14 protein-coding genes are annotated in these 17,812 nt (G+C 72.3%); 11 read left to right on the forward strand and 3 right to left on the reverse strand.

Features of this window, described 5'->3' with window-relative positions; genetic code table 11:
- The first annotated feature begins 28 nt into the window (after nucleotides 1-28).
- From ACYVNR_RS03485 to ACYVNR_RS03520, 8 genes are all read left to right on the forward strand, one after another.
- Nucleotides 29-1,744, forward strand: coding sequence for an alkaline phosphatase D family protein (locus ACYVNR_RS03485; protein ID WP_461046591.1), 1,716 nt, complete (start codon nucleotides 29-31; stop codon nucleotides 1,742-1,744).
- The gene (locus ACYVNR_RS03490) at nucleotides 1,741-2,589 is read left to right on the forward strand and encodes a hypothetical protein (RefSeq protein ID WP_461046593.1); all 849 of its coding nucleotides are present in this window, start codon (nucleotides 1,741-1,743) and stop codon (nucleotides 2,587-2,589) included. Before ACYVNR_RS03485 ends, ACYVNR_RS03490 begins: the two co-directional genes overlap by 4 nt.
- Before the next feature lie 207 nt (nucleotides 2,590-2,796).
- On the forward strand, nucleotides 2,797-4,707 hold the full coding sequence (dnaK, locus tag ACYVNR_RS03495; protein WP_045191230.1) for a molecular chaperone DnaK: 1,911 nt from the start codon (nucleotides 2,797-2,799) through the stop codon (nucleotides 4,705-4,707).
- Entirely contained in the window at nucleotides 4,704-5,411 is a 708-nt protein-coding gene (locus ACYVNR_RS03500) for a nucleotide exchange factor GrpE (RefSeq protein WP_461046595.1), read from the forward strand. The genes dnaK and ACYVNR_RS03500 overlap by 4 nt, the downstream gene beginning before the upstream one ends.
- An 89-nt stretch (nucleotides 5,412-5,500) precedes the next feature.
- Nucleotides 5,501-6,514, forward strand: coding sequence for a DnaJ C-terminal domain-containing protein (locus tag ACYVNR_RS03505; RefSeq protein WP_045191232.1), 1,014 nt, complete (start codon nucleotides 5,501-5,503; stop codon nucleotides 6,512-6,514).
- A 50-nt stretch (nucleotides 6,515-6,564) separates the two neighbouring features.
- Nucleotides 6,565-7,026, forward strand: a complete 462-nt coding sequence (locus ACYVNR_RS03510) for a heat shock protein transcriptional repressor HspR (RefSeq protein ID WP_045191233.1) — start codon at nucleotides 6,565-6,567, stop codon at nucleotides 7,024-7,026.
- A 168-nt stretch (nucleotides 7,027-7,194) separates the two neighbouring features.
- Nucleotides 7,195-10,269: an ATP-binding protein gene (locus tag ACYVNR_RS03515; RefSeq protein ID WP_461046597.1), complete on the forward strand. Its 3,075-nt coding sequence runs from the start codon at nucleotides 7,195-7,197 to the stop codon at nucleotides 10,267-10,269.
- A 156-nt stretch (nucleotides 10,270-10,425) separates the two neighbouring features.
- Complete coding sequence (locus ACYVNR_RS03520) at nucleotides 10,426-11,076, forward strand: ANTAR domain-containing protein (RefSeq protein WP_045191235.1); 651 nt, start codon at nucleotides 10,426-10,428, stop codon at nucleotides 11,074-11,076.
- On the opposite strand, the gene ACYVNR_RS03525 is transcribed toward ACYVNR_RS03520, so the two are convergent.
- On the reverse strand, nucleotides 11,039-11,230 hold the full coding sequence (locus ACYVNR_RS03525; RefSeq protein WP_461046599.1) for a DivIVA domain-containing protein: 192 nt from the start codon (nucleotides 11,228-11,230) through the stop codon (nucleotides 11,039-11,041). The two genes, ACYVNR_RS03520 and ACYVNR_RS03525, sit on opposite strands and share 38 nt — an antisense overlap.
- Before the next feature lie 143 nt (nucleotides 11,231-11,373).
- Between ACYVNR_RS03525 and clpB the strand changes: the two genes are divergently transcribed.
- Nucleotides 11,374-13,935, forward strand: a complete 2,562-nt coding sequence (gene clpB, locus ACYVNR_RS03530) for an ATP-dependent chaperone ClpB (protein ID WP_045191237.1) — start codon at nucleotides 11,374-11,376, stop codon at nucleotides 13,933-13,935.
- Here the strand turns inward: clpB and ACYVNR_RS03535 are convergent.
- Together ACYVNR_RS03535 and ACYVNR_RS03540 are read right to left on the reverse strand one after the other, a co-directional pair.
- Nucleotides 13,922-14,521, reverse strand: a complete 600-nt coding sequence (locus ACYVNR_RS03535; RefSeq protein WP_461046602.1) for an HAD family hydrolase — start codon at nucleotides 14,519-14,521, stop codon at nucleotides 13,922-13,924. The genes clpB and ACYVNR_RS03535 overlap by 14 nt on opposite strands.
- Entirely contained in the window at nucleotides 14,518-15,225 is a 708-nt protein-coding gene (locus ACYVNR_RS03540; RefSeq protein ID WP_045191239.1) for a hypothetical protein, read from the reverse strand. The genes ACYVNR_RS03535 and ACYVNR_RS03540 overlap by 4 nt, the downstream gene beginning before the upstream one ends.
- Before the next feature lie 121 nt (nucleotides 15,226-15,346).
- Between ACYVNR_RS03540 and ACYVNR_RS03545 the strand changes: the two genes are divergently transcribed.
- Entirely contained in the window at nucleotides 15,347-16,054 is a 708-nt protein-coding gene (locus ACYVNR_RS03545; protein ID WP_045191240.1) for an LppX_LprAFG lipoprotein, read from the forward strand.
- Nucleotides 16,055-16,058: 4 nt separating this feature from the next.
- Nucleotides 16,059-17,804 (forward strand): MFS transporter, encoded by a 1,746-nt coding sequence (locus ACYVNR_RS03550; protein WP_461046604.1) that lies wholly within the window; start codon nucleotides 16,059-16,061, stop codon nucleotides 17,802-17,804.
- Nucleotides 17,805-17,812 lie beyond the last annotated feature (8 nt).

A 17,812-nucleotide genomic window follows, 5' to 3' on the forward strand; every position in this document is an offset into this window, starting at 1 on the left:
TGACGCCGCGGTGGAGTAAGTCTGGGGCATGACCGACGAGCCCTCGCGACCCGACCCGACCAGCCTGCTCGTCCTCGGACCCATGCTGCGCTACGTCGGCGAGACCGAGGCGACGGTGTGGGTCGAGACTCCGGGGCCCGCGCGCGTGGCCGTGGAGGCCGACGGCCGCTCGTGGAGCGCCCCGACCTTCTCGGTCAAGGGGCACCACTACGCGCTCGTCGTCGTCGACGGCCTGGAGCCGGGCGGCAGCTGGGACTACACCGTGACGGTCGACGGCGTGCTCGCCTGGCCCGAGCCCGACAGCCCCTTCCCGCCGTCCCGCATCAGCACCATCGACCGGTCGCGGCCGACCCGCCTGCTCTTCGGGTCGTGCCGCACCACGGTGCCGCACGACCGGGAGGGGCACCGCACCAACGGCGTCGACGCGCTGCGCACGCTCGCCCTCGCCCTGTCCCGGGGCGAGGAGGAGTGGCCCGACCTCGTGGCCTTCCTCGGCGACCAGGTCTACGCCGACGAGACGTCCGAGGCGATGCGCGAGTTCATCGCCGGCCGCCGCGACATCGAGGCGCCCCCGGGCGAGGAGATCAAGGACTACGAGGAGTACGCCCACCTCTACTGGCTCGCCTGGAACGACGACGCCAACCGCTGGCTGCTGTCCACGGTGCCGAGCTGCATGATCTTCGACGACCACGACATCCGTGACGACTGGAACACGTCGTGGACGTGGCACCAGGAGATCAACCGGACGGCGTGGTGGCACGAGCGGCTCATGGGCGGTCTCTCGTCGTACTGGGTCTACCAGCACATCGGCAACCTGTCGCCGGCTCAGCTCGCCGACGACGAGATCTACGCGAAGGTGCTTGCGGCAGAAGCGAGCTGGGTCGACGGCAGCTCCGAGCTCGACCTCACCGACGCCGTCTTCGACCTCGCCCGTCGCTCCGACCGGCACCCGGAGGTCTACCGGTGGAGCTTCCGCCGTGACCTCGGCGACAGCCGCCTCGTCGTCGTCGACTCCCGCGCCGCGCGCGTGCTCGAGCCGCACCACCGGTCGATGCTCGACCCCGACGAGATGCGGTGGCTCGACGAGCAGCTCACCGGCGACGTCGAGCACCTGCTCATCGGCACGTCGCTGCCCTTCATGCTGCCGCCGGGCCTGCACGACTTCGAGGCGATCGACGAGGTGCTCGCCATGGGCACGCACGGCCGCCTCATCGCCCAGGGCGCCGAGAAGGCTCGCCAGTCGATCGACCTCGAGCACTGGGCGGCCTTCAACGACGGCTTCGTCGAGGTCTTCGAGTCGGTGATGCAGGTGGCGCGCGGGGAGCGGGGGAAGCCGCCGGCCACCGTCGTCTTCCTGTCGGGCGACGTCCACAACTCCTATGTGGCCGAGGTCGTCGACGCGAGGTCGCGCCACGGCGCCCGCTCGCGCATCGTGCAGGCGGTCTGCTCACCGATCCGCAACCCGATGCCGCGAGGCGTGCGCGTCATGATGTCGCTCTTCGCGCGCGGCCTGGTGCGGCCGATGCGGTTCGTCGCCGGCCACTCGAAGCACGTGCCCGACCCCGCCTACCCGTGGCGCGTCACCGACGGCCCGTGGTTCGACAACTGCCTCGCCGAGCTGACCGTCCAGGGGCGCGACCTCTCGATCGTCTGGCGCGGGGGCGAGGTGCGCGACGGCGACGACGCGCACCCCGTGCTCACGACCGTCTCCAGCGTGCGCATCCCGGCGGCCGTCTCGTCATGACGGCGGGCCAGCAGGTCGACGAGGTGGCTCGCCGGGTCGACATCGCACGCCTGGCGGTCCGGGCGTATGCCGGCAACGACCGTGTCGCCGCAGCGCTCGTCGGCGGGTCGGTGGCCCGCGGCCTCGCCGACGCGGCGTCCGACATCGAGCTCGACGTCTACTGGACGGCTCCGCCGTCCTCGGCCGACCGCGAGGCGGCCGTCGAGGGAGCCGGTTTCGAGCGGGTCTACGCCGAGGAGGACGAGCACGAGTGGGCCGACGGCCTGCTCGTCGACGGCGTCAAGATCGACGTCAGCGGCTTCGTCACCTCCACGATCGACACCTACCTCGACCGGGCGCTCGTGGGCGACACCGAGGCGGAGCTGCAGGTGCGCGTGACCGCCCTGCGTGACGGCATACCGCTGCACGGGCAGGGCGTCATCGAGGTGTGGCGGGCGCGGTGCGCCGACTACCCCGAGGCGCTCGCGGTGGCGATGGTGGAGCAGGGCCTCGACCTGCGCAGCCGCGAACGGCTGGAGATGCTCGCGGCCCGCGACGACGTGCTGCTGCTGCACCGCGACCTGCTCGACGGCGTGCAGGGCGTGCTCGACGCGCTGTTCGGCCTGAACCGGGTGTGGATGCCGCACCCGTTCCACAAGTGGCTCGACTGGGAGGAGTCGCTGCTGCCGCATCGGCCGGACCGTCTCGCCGCCCGCATCCGGCAGCTGCTCGTCGCCGGCCCGCACGATGCCGTCCGCGCGCTGGTCGCTCTGGTCGACGAGACGTACGCCCTGGCGCGAGAGCACGCCCCGGCCGCCGACGTGACGCAGCTGCGCCAGGCCTTCGAGCTCCGCAGGGTCGTCTGACGCCGCTCCGGAGGCCCTCGGCAGAAAGTCCGCAGGTCGAGGAACAAAGCCCGCGAACCAAGAGTTGAGTCGAGTGAACGCAAGATTTGCGAGTCCGGCTTTGACAATCACGGGCCGGGCGGAGCACATTGAGCGAGGGCCAGTTTCCGGACAGCTACCCCGGGACCGGCAGACACCGGACCCATCCAGACCATCAAGGAGTCACCCATGGCACGTGCCGTCGGCATCGACCTCGGTACCACCAACTCGGCCGTCTCCGTCCTCGAGGGCGGCGAGCCGAGCATCATCGCGAACGCCGAGGGCGGGCGCACGACGCCGTCCGTCGTCGCGTTCTCCAAGAACGGCGAGGTGCTCGTCGGCGAGGTCGCCAAGCGCCAGGCCGTCACCAACGTCGACCGGACGATCCGCTCCGTCAAGCGCCACATGGGCACCGACTGGAAGTCGCCCGAGATCGACGGCAAGACGTACACGGCGCAGGAGATCAGCGCCCGCATCCTGCAGAAGCTGAAGCGCGACGCCGAGTCCTACCTCGGCGAGACCGTGACCGACGCCGTCATCACCGTCCCCGCGTACTTCGACGACGCCGAGCGCCAGGCCACCAAGGAGGCCGGTGAGATCGCGGGCCTCAACGTGCTGCGCATCGTCAACGAGCCCACCGCCGCGGCGCTCGCCTACGGCCTCGACAAGGGCAAGGAGGACGAGCTCATCCTCGTCTTCGACCTCGGTGGCGGCACGTTCGACGTGTCCCTCCTCGAGGTCGGCAAGGACGCCGAGGACGGCTTCGCCACCATCCAGGTGCGCGCCACGAACGGCGACAACCACCTCGGTGGCGACGACTGGGACGACGTCGTCGTCCAGCACCTCATCACGCAGGTGAAGAACAAGACCGGCCAGGACCTGTCCAAGGACAAGATCGCGATGCAGCGCCTGCGCGACGAGGCCGAGCGCGCCAAGAAGGAGCTCTCCACCGCGACGAGCACCAACATCTCGGCGCAGTACATCTCGATGACGCCCGAGGGTCCGATCCACCTCGACGAGACCCTGTCGCGCGCGCAGTTCGAGCAGATGACCAAGTCCCTCCTCGACCGCACGAAGGCCCCGTTCCACAAGGTCATCGAGGACGCCGGCATCAAGGTCTCCGACATCGACCACGTCGTGCTCGTCGGCGGCTCGACCCGCATGCCGGCCGTCTCGAACCTCGTCAAGGAGCTGACCGGCGGCAAGGAGCCCAACAAGGGCGTCAACCCCGACGAGGTCGTCGCGATGGGCGCGAGCCTGCAGGCCGGTGTCCTCAAGGGCGAGCGCAAGGACGTCCTGCTCATCGACGTCACGCCGCTCTCGCTCGGCATCGAGACCAAGGGTGGCCTCTTCACCAAGCTCATCGAGCGCAACACCGCGATCCCGACGAAGCGCTCGGAGATCTTCAGCACCGCCGACGACAACCAGCCGTCGGTCCTCATCCAGGTCTTCCAGGGTGAGCGCGAGATCGCCCAGCACAACAAGTCGCTCGGCACCTTCGAGCTGACCGGCATCGCGCCGGCCCCGCGCGGCGTGCCGAAGATCGAGGTCACCTTCGACATCGACGCCAACGGCATCGTCAACGTCAGTGCCAAGGACCAGGGCACCGGCAAGGAGCAGAAGATGACGATCACCGGCGGCTCGGCCCTGTCGAAGGACGAGATCGACCGCATGGTCAAGGACGCCGAGGCGCACGCCGACGAGGACAAGAAGCGCCGCGAGGAGGCCGAGGTCAAGAACCAGGCCGAGCAGCTCGTCTTCTCGACCGAGAACTTCCTCAAGGAGTCCGGCGACAAAATCCCCGCCGACGTGAAGACGCCGGTCGAGGAGTCGCTCGCCGACCTCAAGGCCGCCATCGCCGAGGGCTCCGAGGCCAGCGCCGACGACATCAAGGCGAAGGTCGAGGACCTCAACACCAAGTCGCAGGCCATGGGCCAGGCGGTCTACGCGTCCGAGCAGGCGGGCGCCGGCGCCGCGGGCTCCGCTGACGCCCAGGACGGTTCGCACGCTGGTGCGTCGGCGGGCGCGTCGGCCGGTGCCGACGACGACGTGGTCGACGCCGAGGTCGTCGACGACGACGAGGCCAAGGAAGCCAAGTGACCGAGTCGACCGACCCCACCGGCAACGGCCCGACGGGCGAGCAGCCCGACGTGACCGCCACGGGTGCACAGGGTGCCGGCAGCGGTGACGCTGCCGGCACCCCGGGGCCGGCCGCCGACGAGGCGCCGGCTGACGGCAAGCGCCACCACACGTACTACGAGGGCGGCTCCGGCGCCTCGTCCGAGCCCGGCGGCGAGGACGAGTACGACCACGCCCCCAAGGGGTCGGCCGCGGCGCAGGAGTCCGAGGAGTCGGAGGGCGTCGCCCTCGCCGAGGAGGACACCATGGCCGCGACGTTGCTCGCCGACCTGCAGCGACTGCAGGCCGAGTACGTCAACTACAAGAAGCGCGTCGACCGCGACCGTGAGGTGATCCGCCACTCCGCGGTCGGCAGCGTCGTCGAGTCGCTGCTGCCGGTGCTCGACGACATCCACATGGCCCGGCAGGCCGGCGACCTCGCCGCGGGGCCGTTCGCCGCGATCGCCGAAAAGCTCGAGGCGACACTGGGCCGCTACGGCGTCGAGCGCCTCGGCGAGGCCGGTCAGGAGTTCGATCCCAACGTGCACGAAGCCCTCATGCACGTCGAGGCCGAGCTGCCCGAGGGTGCCACCGGCACGACCGTCGTCCAGGTGCTGCAGCCGGGATACCGCATCGGTGACCGGCTCGTCCGTGCCGCGCGGGTGTCGGTTGCCGACCCCGCCTGAGACGTCCGCCGCCGGGCTGCACGCGCAGCCCGGCGGCATACCCGATGATGGGAGCAGCGTGAGTCCCACCGTGACGAAGGAGGTGCGCCTTGGCTAGCCAGGACTGGTTCGAGAAGGACTTCTACGGCATCCTCGGCGTGCCCCAGGATGCCGATGCGGCGACGATCAAGAAGACGTACCGCAAGCTCGCCCGCACGATGCACCCCGACCACAACGTCGGCGACGCCAAGGCGGAGGAGCGCTTCAAGGAGATCGGCGAGGCGTATGCCGTCCTCTCCGACCCCGAGCAGCGCCGCGAGTACGACGCCATCCGCGCCATGTCGCACGGCGGCGCCCGCTTCACCGCGGGTGGCCCCGGTGGCGGCGGCGCCGGCTTCGAGGATATCTTCTCCGCGTTCGGCGGTGCCGGTGGCGGTGGGCAGCGCGTGCGTTTCAGCACCGGCGGTGCCGGTGGCCAGCCGAACCTCGAGGACATCCTCGGCCAGATGTTCGGTGGCGGTGCGGCCGGACCCGGCGCCGGCTACGGCGGCTACGGAGCCCCCGCGGGGCCCCGCCCCGGCGCCGACGTGCAGGCCAGCACCCGCATCGGCTTCCGCGACGCCGTCGAGGGTTCGACCGTCTCGCTCAGCTCGCCCGACCTCGGCCGCATCAACGCCCGCATCCCGGCGGGCGTCAAGGACGGCCAGCGGATCCGCCTGCGCGGCAAGGGGCGTCAGGGTGATCCTGGCGCTCCGGCCGGCGACCTGATCCTCACGGTGTCCGTCGACAAGCACCCCGTCTTCGGGCGTGACGGCGACAACCTCACCCTCGACCTGCCGGTGACCTTCGCGGAGGCCGCGCTCGGCGCGACCGTCGCGGTCCCGACGCTCGACGGCGGTTCGGTCAAGGTCAAGGTGGCGCCCGGCACCCCGAGCGGCCGGGTGCTGCGCCTCAAGGGGCGCGGCGTGAAGCGCGGCGACCACACAGGCGATCTGCTCGCCAAGGTGCAGGTCGTCGTGCCGCAGCGGCTCACCGACGAGGCCCGCGAGGCCGTCGAGAAGATGGCCGCGGCCGAGAGTGGCCACGACCCGCGGGCCGAGCTCTTCGAGCGCGCCCGCGCCTGACGGCATACGCGACGAACCACACGAACGACGAGGAGGAGGAGGTGGCTGGAATGGCTCGCAGGAGCGCCCGACCCGGCGGCCACGACGACGACGCGCCCGTCTTCGTCATCTCCGTCGCGGCCGAGCTGGCCGGCATGCACGCGCAGACCCTGCGGCAGTACGACCGGCTCGGCCTCGTCTCGCCGTCCCGCACGCGCGGCGGCGGCCGTCGCTACAGCTCGCGCGACGTCGCGCTGCTCCGCGAGGTCCAGCGCCTCTCGCAGGAAGGCGTCTCGCTCGCCGGGATCCAGCGCATCCTCGACCTCGAGAACCACGTGAACGCGCTGCAGTCGCGTGTCCAGGAGCTGACCGAAGAGCTGAGCACGGCCCGCGCGGCCCTCGCGGCCGGAGCCTCGGGCGCACGGGTCTTCGCCGTCGGTCCGCGCGGGGAGGTCGTGGCCGTCCGGCCCGGGCAGCGCCCACCGCGCACGCCGGCCTCGCAGGCGCTGGTGGTCTGGCGCCCGGAGCGCTAGCGAGCAGCGGACGCCGGCGCCCGAGCCGGCCCCCTCGTCGGTGCCGTGTGCAACACTGTGCCAGCCTCGAGCAGACGGGGTGTCTGTCCCGCTGTATGCCGCCGGAGGCCGTTGCGTGTTCCACTTTCCGGAGGTCGTGTGACCCCCTCATACCCCGACGGTGACTCCGTGAACCGAGTCCTGGGGTCCGATCTCGGCACGCCCGTACGCCGCTCGGTCGAGATGCAGGAGCTCTTCGCCCGCCACGACTGGTCCGCGACGCCGCTGGGGCCGGTCGATGCCTGGCCCGACAACCTGCGCTCCATCGTCGACATCTGCCTGTCGTCGGGCTTCCCCATGCTCGTGTGCTGGGGGCCGGAGCTGACCATGGTCTACAACGACGGCTACCGCACCCTGCTCGGCCGCAGCAAGCACCCGGAGGCCCTCGGCCGCCCGGTGCGGCAGGTCTGGCCCGAGGTCTGGGACGTCATCGGCCCCATGTTCGACGGGGTGCTCGGGGGTGGGCCCGCGACCTGGGTCGAGGACGAGCTGCTAGTCGTCGACCGGTTCGGCTTCCTCGAGGAGGCCTACTTCACGTGGTCCTACGGCGCCATCCACGACGCCGACGGCCACGTCGCCGGCATCCTCAACGTGGCCGTCGAGACGACCGACAAGGTGCTGGCGGTGCGCCGCGCCGGTGCCGCGCTCGAGCTGTTCCAGGCGCTCATCGTCGCGACGGCGCCCGAGAGCCGCGAGCAGGTGCGCGAGCGCACCCTCGAGGTGCTCCGCAGGCAGACCGCAGACCACCTGGACGTCGACCTCGTCTGGGTCGACGGCAGCGGCTCCGCCGCGCTCACGGGTGATGCCGAGCCCGGCGTGCACGTCGTCCCCGTGCTCGAGCCCGGACTCTCCGAACCCACGGCTCTCCTGCGGTTCGGGGCCAACCCACGCAGGCCCTGGGACGCCCAGCTGCAGGCGTACGCCGAGCTGTGCGCCTCGCACGCCGCGACGGCCCTGAGCGGCGTGCGTCGACGCGCCGACGACCGCGCGCGCGAGGAGGCCCTCGCCGAGCTCGACGTCGCGAAGTCCGACTTCTTCGCCAACGTCAGCCACGAGCTGCGCACGCCGCTCGCGCTCATCGCCGGGCCGGTGCAGGACGCCCTGGCCGCCGACGCCCTCGACGCCGACACGCGCCGTCGGTTCGAGATGATCGCGCGCAACTCAGAGCGCCTCACCGGGCTCGTCGACCGCATCCTCGACCTCACCCGCGTCGAGGCCGGTGCGGTCGAGCCGCACCCCGTCGCCGTCGACGTCGCGGCTGTGACCGACGGCGTCGCCGCCAACTTCCGCCCGGCCATCGAACGGATGGGGCTCGACTTCGTCGTCGAGCGCGGCGACCTCCCACGGCAGGCGTACGTCGACGTCGACATGTACGAGCGCATCGTGCTCAACCTGCTGTCCAACGCGTTGAAGTTCACGCCCCAGGGTCGGATCGGGCTCTCCCTGAGCGGTGACGAGGGCGGCTACGTGGTGTCGGTCAGCGACACCGGCATCGGCATCCCCGAGAAGGACCGCGACCACGTCTTCGACCGGTTCCGGCAGCTCGCCGGCAGCGACGAGCGCCGGTCGCGCGAGGGGGCCGGCATCGGGCTGTCGATCGTCCGGCAGCTCGTCGGGCTGCTCGGCGGCAGCATCTCCCTCGACACGGGCGAGGGACGGGGGAGCACGTTCACCGTCCGGTTGCCGTGGGGACAGCCGCCGACGCAGTCGGCCAGCCGGCCGTCGATCACGCCGCGGCCGGCGGAGTCGTTCATTAGTGAGGCCGCGGCCTGGGCCGGCCCCGACGAGGGCGACGCGGACACCCCCGCGCGTGCCGTCACGGGACGTCCGACCCTGCTCGTCGTCGAGGACAACCCGGACATGCGCTGGCACGTCACCCGGCACCTGCGTGACGACTACGACGTCGTCACGTCGCGTGACGGCGTGGAGGCTCTGGCCCGGATGCGGGCCGCCCGCCCCGACATCGTGCTCGCCGACGTCATGATGCCGCGGATGGACGGCCTGACCCTCGTGCGCGAGATCCGCGAGGACCCCACCCTGCGAGACCTGCCCGTCGTGCTCCTGTCGGCGCGCGCCGGCGTCGAGGCGAGCACGATCGGGCTGACCATGGGTGCCGACGACTACGTCGTCAAGCCGTTCGACCCGACCGAGCTGCGCGCCCGGCTCTCCGCCAACCTCGTCCGGTCGCGCTCGCGCTCGCGCGACGCCGCCTGGCTGCGCGCCATCCTCGGCGCCATCCAGGAGCCGCTCGTCGTCGCCGACGCCGATGGCACCGTGGTCGAGCTCAACGGGGCCTTCACCCGCGACTACGGCTGGTCGCTGGCCGACGGGCCGTTCACCCCGCCCTACCCGTGGTGGATCCCGGCCGACGAGGCGCCCGCCGAGAACGAGGCCCACGCTCGCCGCGTCGAGCTGCTGCGCACCGGCCAGCCCTTCCTCGACGAGCACTACCGCATCCGGAGGAAGAGCGGGGGAGAGGCGTGGGTGCACACCCGGGCCGCGAGCGTCCCCGAGACGGCCGACCACGCCGGCTTCGTGCTCGGCGTGGCCCGCGACGAGACCCGCGAGCGCGAGTCCCGGATGCGCCGCGAGCTCGCCGGCCGGGTCGCCGTCGAGCTCGCCGCCGCGGAGGGGCTCGACCAGGCCCTGGCCACGGCCGTCACCGGTTTCACCGTGCTCTTCGACGGCGAGGTGACCCTCCGGGTGGCCGACGACAAGGGCGACGTCGTGGTGCTCTCGCCCCGTGGCCGCGTGCAGCCGTCAGAGCTCGACGACGCCGTCCGCGAGGGCCTCGAGTCGTCGCCGCACGGCCACGACGTCCTCGTCGGTGACAAGCGTGAGGGGCTGCTGCTTCTCCCGACGTCGCAGGACTCGGAGTGCCGTGCGTGGGTGCAGTTCGACGAGCCGCGCATCGTCGGCAGCGACGAGCTGATCGTCGGCGACCTGCTCGCCCAGACCCTCGGCCAGGCGGTCGACCGGGTGGTGGCGAGCCGGGCCCGGGCCGAGAAGGAGCACCAGCTCGAGCAGGCGATCGAGAGCCATCGGCTGATCGGGCACGCGGTGGGGGTGCTCATCGAGCGCCACCGCGTCACCGCCAAGCAGGCGTTCGAGATGCTCCGGCAGGCCTCGCTCCACCGCAACATCAAGCTGCGCGAGATCGCGGCCAGGGTCGTCGAGAGTGGTCAGGACCCCGACTCGGCCTGACCCGTCGGAGCCGGCCCCACGCGGCCCGATCGCCGTGCGCCCTTGTGCCACGGGCAGATCGGGCCGTGTCGCGTTTTGGCGTGCACGCAACCGGATGCAAGACTGTGCCTGCCTCCAAGTTCGCGGGCCTTCCCGACGCATGCCCTGGAGGCCCCCGTGAGCACGCTGCACCCGGCGACGCCGTCCGCCGACGGCTCGAGCGCCGGCCGCGCGGCCGCCGAGCGGATCACCGACGCCGCACGCCGGCTCGTCCGCTCGGAGGACCTCGAGGAGGCTCTGTCCGTCGCGGCCGCCTCCATCGGCGAGGTGCTCGCCGGCGAGGCGCTGCTGCGGGTGACCACGAGCCAGCACGACCTGTATGCCGGGGCCTCGGGTCCGGTGCCGCCGTCGGCCATCGCGGCCGCCTTCCGGACGGCGCTCGAGGCCTCGCACTCCCACGACAGCGATGTCGTGCTGGTGTCGCGGGGCGAGCACGCGGTGTGCCGAGTGTGCGTGCCCGTGGCCACGAGGACGCCCGGTCCGGTCGAGCTGACCTTCGCCGAGCTGCTGCTCCACTCCCTCGTGCAGGCCGTCGACCGCATCGTCACCGTCGACCGGTTCCGGCAGAGCGAGGCGAACCTCGAGCGTGCGGTCGAGAGCCACCGCCTCGTCGGCCAGGCGATGGGCATCCTCATCGAGCGCCACCGCATCGTGTCCGAGGAGGCCTTCGACATCCTGCGGCGCGCGTCGCAGGACAACAACGTCAAGCTGCGCGAGGTGGCGATGCGCGTCATCGAGAGCGGCTCGGAACCCGACGACGTGGTCTGACCCCTGTCGAGCCCGTGCGGCCGGTGGGCGGCTCGGGGGCCGCGACGACGTCGTCGATGAACCGGTCGACTTCGGCCATGTCGTAGCCCTGCCGGAACTGGGTCGTGCCGAAACGGGCGTTGGTCAGCTCGGTCGCGAGGCGGGCGGCGTCCATGGTTCCGAGCGTAGGGTCAGGAGCGTGTACGGGCGCGCGAGACGGCATACGGGAGCGGCGCGCCACGCACGTAGTTGAGTGGAATACACTCAACTTGCCACCGGTTGTCTCCAGTGACTCCCTTCCCCGCACCAGGAGAACGCATGGACCTTCAGCTGACCAACAAGGCTCAGGAGGCCTTCGCCCAGGCCGCGACCACCGCGGCCGGCAAGCACCACCCGAACATCGAGCCGGCCCACCTGCTGCTCGCGTTGGCAGCCCAGAGCGGCACCACCACCCCCGCCCTGCTCACCGCCGGTCGCTCGAGCGTCACCGACGCGACCACCGCGGCCGAGCGGGCCATGGCGGCGATGCCGCAGGTCACCGGCGGCACCCAGCAGCCGCAGCTCTCACCCACCGCCGCGCGCGTGCTCCAGCAGGCGCAGCAGTACATGACGGCGATGGGCGACTCGTACGTCTCCACCGACCACCTGCTGCTCGCCATCGCGCGCACGGGCCAGTTCGGCCTCGACGCCGACGCGATCGAGAAGGCCATCCCCGAGCTGCGCGGCGGCCGCCCCGTCACCTCCGACAACCCCGAGGGCACCTTCGAGGCGCTCGCCAAGTACGGCACCGACCTCACGGCGCGGGCCCGCGACGGCAAGCTCGACCCCGTCATCGGCCGCGACGCCGAGATCCGCCGGGTCGTGCAGGTGCTGAGCCGCCGCACGAAGAACAACCCCGTCCTCATCGGCGAGCCCGGCGTCGGGAAGACGGCCGTCGTCGAGGGGCTCGCGCAGCGCATCGTCGAGGGCGACGTGCCCGAGAGCCTGCGCGACAAGACCCTCTACTCCCTCGACCTCGGCTCGATGCTCGCCGGTGCCAAGTTCCGCGGCGAGTTCGAGGAGCGCCTCAAGGCCGTCCTCGAGGAGATCCAGGGCAGCGACGGGCAGATCGTCACGTTCATCGACGAGATCCACACCGTCGTGGGCGCGGGCGCCGGCGGCGAGGGCGCGATGGATGCCGGCAACATGCTCAAGCCCATGCTCGCCCGAGGTGAGCTGCGCCTCGTCGGCGCGACGACGCTCGACGAGTACCGTAAGCACATCGAGAAGGACGCCGCGCTCGAGCGACGCTTCCAGCAGGTCTTCGTGGGTGAGCCGTCCGTCGAGGACACCATCGCCATCCTCCGCGGCCTCAAGGAGCGCTACGAGGCCCACCACAAGGTGACGATCGCCGACTCGGCCCTCGTCGCGGCGGCGAGCCTCTCCGACCGCTACATCTCCGGCCGCCAGCTGCCCGACAAGGCCATCGACCTCATCGACGAGGCGGCCTCGCGCCTGCGCATGGAGATCGACTCGAGCCCCGTCGAGATCGACGAGCTGCGCCGTGCCGTCGACCGCCTCAAGATGGAGGAGTTCGCGCTCGAGCAGGAGACGGACGCCGCTTCGCGCGAGCGCCTCGAGCGCCTCCGCAAGGACCTCGCCGACCGCAGCGAGGAGCTGGCCGCCCTCAACGCGCGCTGGGAGGCCGAGAAGTCCGGCCTCAACGCCGTCGGTGACCTCAAGGCCCGCATCGACGACCTGCGCACCCAGGCCGACCGCCTCCAGCGCGAGGGCGACCTCGGCGCCGCCTCGAAGATCCTCTACGGCGACATCCCGACCCTCGAGAAGGACCTCGCGACCGCGCAGGAGCGCGAGGCCGCCGCCACCGCGTCCGATGAGACCCCGATGGTCAAGGAGGAGGTCGGCGCCGACGACATCGCCGACGTCATCTCCGCCTGGACCGGCATCCCGGCCGGCCGGCTGCTCGAGGGCGAGTCGGAGAAGCTGCTGCACATGGAGCAGCACATCGGCGCGCGGCTCATCGGCCAGGCCGACGCGGTGCGCGCCGTGTCCGACGCCGTCCGGCGCACCCGTGCCGGCGTCTCCGACCCCGACCGCCCGACGGGCAGCTTCCTCTTCCTCGGCCCCACCGGCGTCGGCAAGACCGAGCTCGCGAAGAGCCTCGCCGACTTCCTCTTCGACGACGAGCGCGCCATGGTGCGCATCGACATGTCCGAGTACTCCGAGCGCCACTCGGTCGCGCGCCTCATCGGTGCGCCCCCCGGCTACGTCGGCTACGAGGAGGGTGGCCAGCTCACCGAGGCCGTGCGCCGCCGGCCCTACTCGGTGATCCTGCTCGACGAGGTCGAGAAGGCCCACCCCGAGACCTTCGACATCCTGCTGCAGGTGCTCGACGACGGCCGCCTCACCGACGGCCAGGGCCGCACGGTCGACTTCCGCAACGTCATCCTCGTGCTCACCTCCAACCTCGGCTCGCAGTTCCTCACCGACCCGCTGCTCAGCCCCGAGGCCCGCCGCGAGTCGGTCATGGGGGTCGTGCGCTCGTCGTTCAAGCCCGAGTTCCTCAACCGGCTCGACGAGGTCGTCGTCTTCGACGCCCTGAGCCGCGACGACCTCGCGCACATCGTCGACCTGCAGGTGCGGGCGTTCGCGTCCCGGCTGTCCGACCGTCGGATCACCCTCGAGGTCACCGACGCGGCCCGGCTGTGGCTCGCCGAGCGCGGCTACGACCCCGCCTACGGTGCCCGGCCGCTGCGCCGGCTGGTCCAGCGCGAGATCGGCGACCGGCTCGCCCGGGGCCTGCTCTCGGGCGACGTGCGCGACGGCTCGACCGTCACCGTCGGGGTCGACGAGGCGGCCGAGCAGCTCACGCTCGGCTGAAGACCTCGGCGTCCCAACCGAACTCGCGTGCTGCCGCCACGTTGTCCTCGCGGTCGTCGGTGAACCACACCTCGCTGCGGGCCAGCTCGCGCCCGAGGTCACCCTCGATCGCGCGGTGGGCGGCGGCATACGCGAGGGGGTCGGGCTTGGCGACACCGAAGTCGGCGGTGTTGAGCAGCCCGTCGAAGAGGCGCCCCAGCCCGAGCAGCTCGAGCTCCGCCGGCACGTTGTCGGTGCCGTTGGTGAAGACGTAGGTGCGGTGGCCCGCCGACCGCAGCGCCTCGAGCCGCCCGACGGTCTCGTCGATGGCCGTGCCGCGGTTGGCGCGCCACGCCTCCATGTGGTGCCGCACCCGGCCGGGCTCGGCGGTGGCGTCCTCGAGCGCGGCGCAGATCGCCGAGTACCAGTCATCGAACGTCTGCCGGCCGGTGATCGTCGGCAGCAGCAGGTCGGCGTGGAACGCGGTCGCCGCCACGTGACCCGACGGCAGGCTCAGCGCGGCCTCGATGGCCGCGCTGGGGTCACCCGGCGCGAAGTCGCGCACGACCCCGTCGAGGTCGAAGACGTATGCCGTGTGTCCGGTCACGCCGTCGTGTCGCGGTGCGCGCGCCGTTCGTCCCGGTCGTACCCGTCGCCGCGCTCGGCCGCCGGGTCGACGGTGTCGCCGGTGTCCCCAGTGCCGCCAGTGCCGCCGGTGCCGCCGGCCTCCTGGTCGTACGGCCGCTCGGTGGCGGGCAGCTGCTGGGTGCGGTCGGAGTGCGTGCCTGCGGCGGTCCGCTCGTCGTCGGCCCACGTGGCGGTGCCGTCGGCGACGCTGCCCTCGGCGCGCCCGGTGACGACGTCGGCGCGGGACGGGCCCTCGCGCTCGCGCCACTCGGCCTCACGGCGGGCGAGCTCGGCCTCGCGCGTGTCGAGGCCCTCGTGGCGGGCGGCGAGCTCGCTCTCGCGGCGGCGCAGGTCGTCGTCGCGCAGGCCGGCCTCCTCGAAGCGGCGCTCGTGCTCGAGGCGCGCGGTCTCGGCGCTCTCCTCGACCTCACTGATGCGCGCCGAGGCACGCTCCTCACGGCGCAGGCGGGCACGACGGCGGGCCGAGGCGGACAGCAGGGCCCAGCCGAGGGCGAAGAGCAGCACCGCGACCGCGCCGTAGAGCACGAGCTCGATCGGTGAGGCGTCACGCGAGAACCCGAACGCCGTGACCGTGACGGGACCGGCTGCGCCACGGGTCGCGAGGTATGCGACGACGCCGGCTCCCGCGCCGGCCAGCAGCAGGATGACTCCGAGCAGGGCCATGGGTGGTGCTCCTTCGTCAAGGGGCGGGGTGGTCCCGCCGTGAACGTCCCCGACCCTAGCCATACCCACATTCGCCCGTCGGTCCGAGAGCGAGCCGGTGCGCTCGGTTAGCCTGACCCCCATGCGCACCCCGGGAAAGCTCGCCGCCGCCGTCCTCTCGGCGCTGTGCGTCGTCTCCGTGGCGTCCTGCTCGAGCGACGGCGACCCCGCTCCGGAGCAGACGCAGCTGTCGCCGGCCCAGCGGCTCGCGGCCGCCAAGGCCAAGGTCGACGCGGCGCCCTCGGTCCACCTCAAGCTCACCGGCAGCAACCTGCCGGAGGGTGCGAGCGGTGTCGTCTCCGCCGACGGCTGGGGCAAGCACCCCCCGGCGTTCAAGGGCACCTTCAAGGTGTCGCTCAAGGGCATCCAGGCCGACGCCGAGATCACCTCGCTCGACGGGCAGGTCTACGCGAAGCTGCCCCTCATCCCGGGCACCAACCCCATCGATCCCGAGCAGTACGGCCTGCCCGACCCTGCCGTGCTCTTCTCGCCCGACAAGGGGCTCACCACCCTGCTCACCGCGACCTCGTCACCCACGGCGGGCGGCCAGGTGCGCCAGGGCTCCGAGGTGCTGACGACGATCAAGGGCACGGTCCCGGGCAAGGCGGTCACCGACCTGTTCCTCATCGGCGACAGCAGCGGCTCCTTCACGGCGACCTACGGGCTCACCGACTCGCAGGAGCTGCGTCAGGTCGCCATCGCGGGCCCCTTCTTCGGCGCCGGCTCGGCGTCGACCTACACCCTGACGCTCGACCAGTACGGCCAGCCCGTCACGATCACCAAGCCCTGACGCGGTGACGCAGCCCGCCGGCACGCACCGGCTCGCCCTCCTGTCGGCGGCGTCCGCCGCGGTCGCCCTCGCGGCCGCCGACACCTACGTCGTCGTCCTCGCCCTGACCGACATGATGGCCGGGGTGGGCATCGGCATCGACGCCCTGCAGCGGGCGACGCCGATCATCTCCGGCTTCCTGCTCGGCTACATCGCCGTGCTGCCGCTCATCGGCCGGCTCTCCGACCTGCTCGACCGTCGCCGCATCCTGCTCGGCTGCCTGCTCGTCTTCGTCGTCGGCTCGGCGGTCACCGCGCTCGCGGTCGAGATGCCGGTCCTCGTGACGGGCCGGGTGCTGCAGGGCATCGGTGGCGGTGGCCTCGTGCCGGCCACCCTGGCGCTCGTCGCGGACCTGTGGCCGGCCGACCGTCGCGGCACGCCGCTCGGAGTCGTGGGCGCGGTCCAGGAGCTCGGCTCGGTGCTCGGGCCCGTGCTCGGCGCAGTCGTGCTCGCGTGGTCCGGCTGGCGGGCGATCTTCTGGCTCAACGTCGCCGCTGCGCTGATCCTGTATGCCGTCATCCGCGTCCTCGGGTCGGGCCACCCCGGTCGGACGGCCGGTCCGGCCGAGGCTGCAGGGGGTCCACGGCGCACGGGTGGCCTCGAGCGTGCGCGCACCGTGGCGGCCGTGGTCGTCGCGGTGCTGGGCGCCGGTGTGACGGGCCTGGCGCTCGCCGCACCCCAGTCGCTCGTCACCGACGTCGCCCTCGGCGCGCCTTTCGTGCCGTTCGCCGGCCAGTCCCGGGTGGCGACGCCGATCGGGCTCGTGGGCCTGGGGCTGCTCCTCCTCCTCGCCGTGCTCACCGCTCCGCGCTGGTGGGCCGTGCTGCGCCGCGCCGACCTCTTCGGCGCCCTGCTCGTGGCCGTCGCCCTCGGCAGCCTCGTGCTGACGTTCGCGTCGTCCGACCCGGAGAAGGAGGTCGTCGGTCCGCTCGGCTACACCCTCCTGCCGGTCGGGGCGCTCGCCCTCGCCGTGCTCGCCTGGTGGCACCGCACCGCTGCCGACCCCATCGTGCCGCGCGGGGTGGTCGGCGGCCGGGGGCTGCGCTCGCTCGTGGTGAGCCTCCTCGTCGGCGCCGCCCTGGTCGCCGTCGTCGTCGACGTCCCCCTGCTCGCGCGTCTCACCGACAGCTACGACGAGACGGGTGCGGCGCTCGTGCTCGTCCGCTTCCTGCTCGCTGTGCCGGTCGGCGCGCTCGCCGGCGGCTGGTCGCTGCGCCGTCTCGGCGACGGGGCCGCCTCCGCAGCCGGACTGCTGCTCGCCGGCGGGGGGCTGCTCGTCATGTCGCGGTGGACGCTCGACTCGGTCGGTGACACGGTGCCCGCCACGGTCGTGCTCGTCGTGGTGGGCCTCGGCATGGGCCTGGCCCTCGCGCCGGTCAACAACGCGGCGCTGGCCGACTCGCCGTCGCACGCGCACGGCGTCGCGAGCTCGCTCGTGGTCGTCGCCCGCATGGTCGGCATGGTCGTCGGTCTGGCCCTGCTCACCACCATCGGGCTCAGCCGCTACTACGACGCCGTACGCCTGCTGCCCGACCCGCTCGACAGCGACGCCCTCATCGGGGCGGGGGTGGTGCAGGTGCAGACGGTCTTCCTCGGGGGCGCCGTGGCCGCGCTCGTCGGGGCCGCCGTCGCCGTCAGCCTCGGCGTGCGCCGGCGGGTGCAGCGTGAGGCGCTGCACGCCGCCGACAGCCCACGCTTCGTCGGGCTCTGACGGGCTCT

It is taken from the genome of Terrabacter koreensis, from assembly GCF_054783315.1.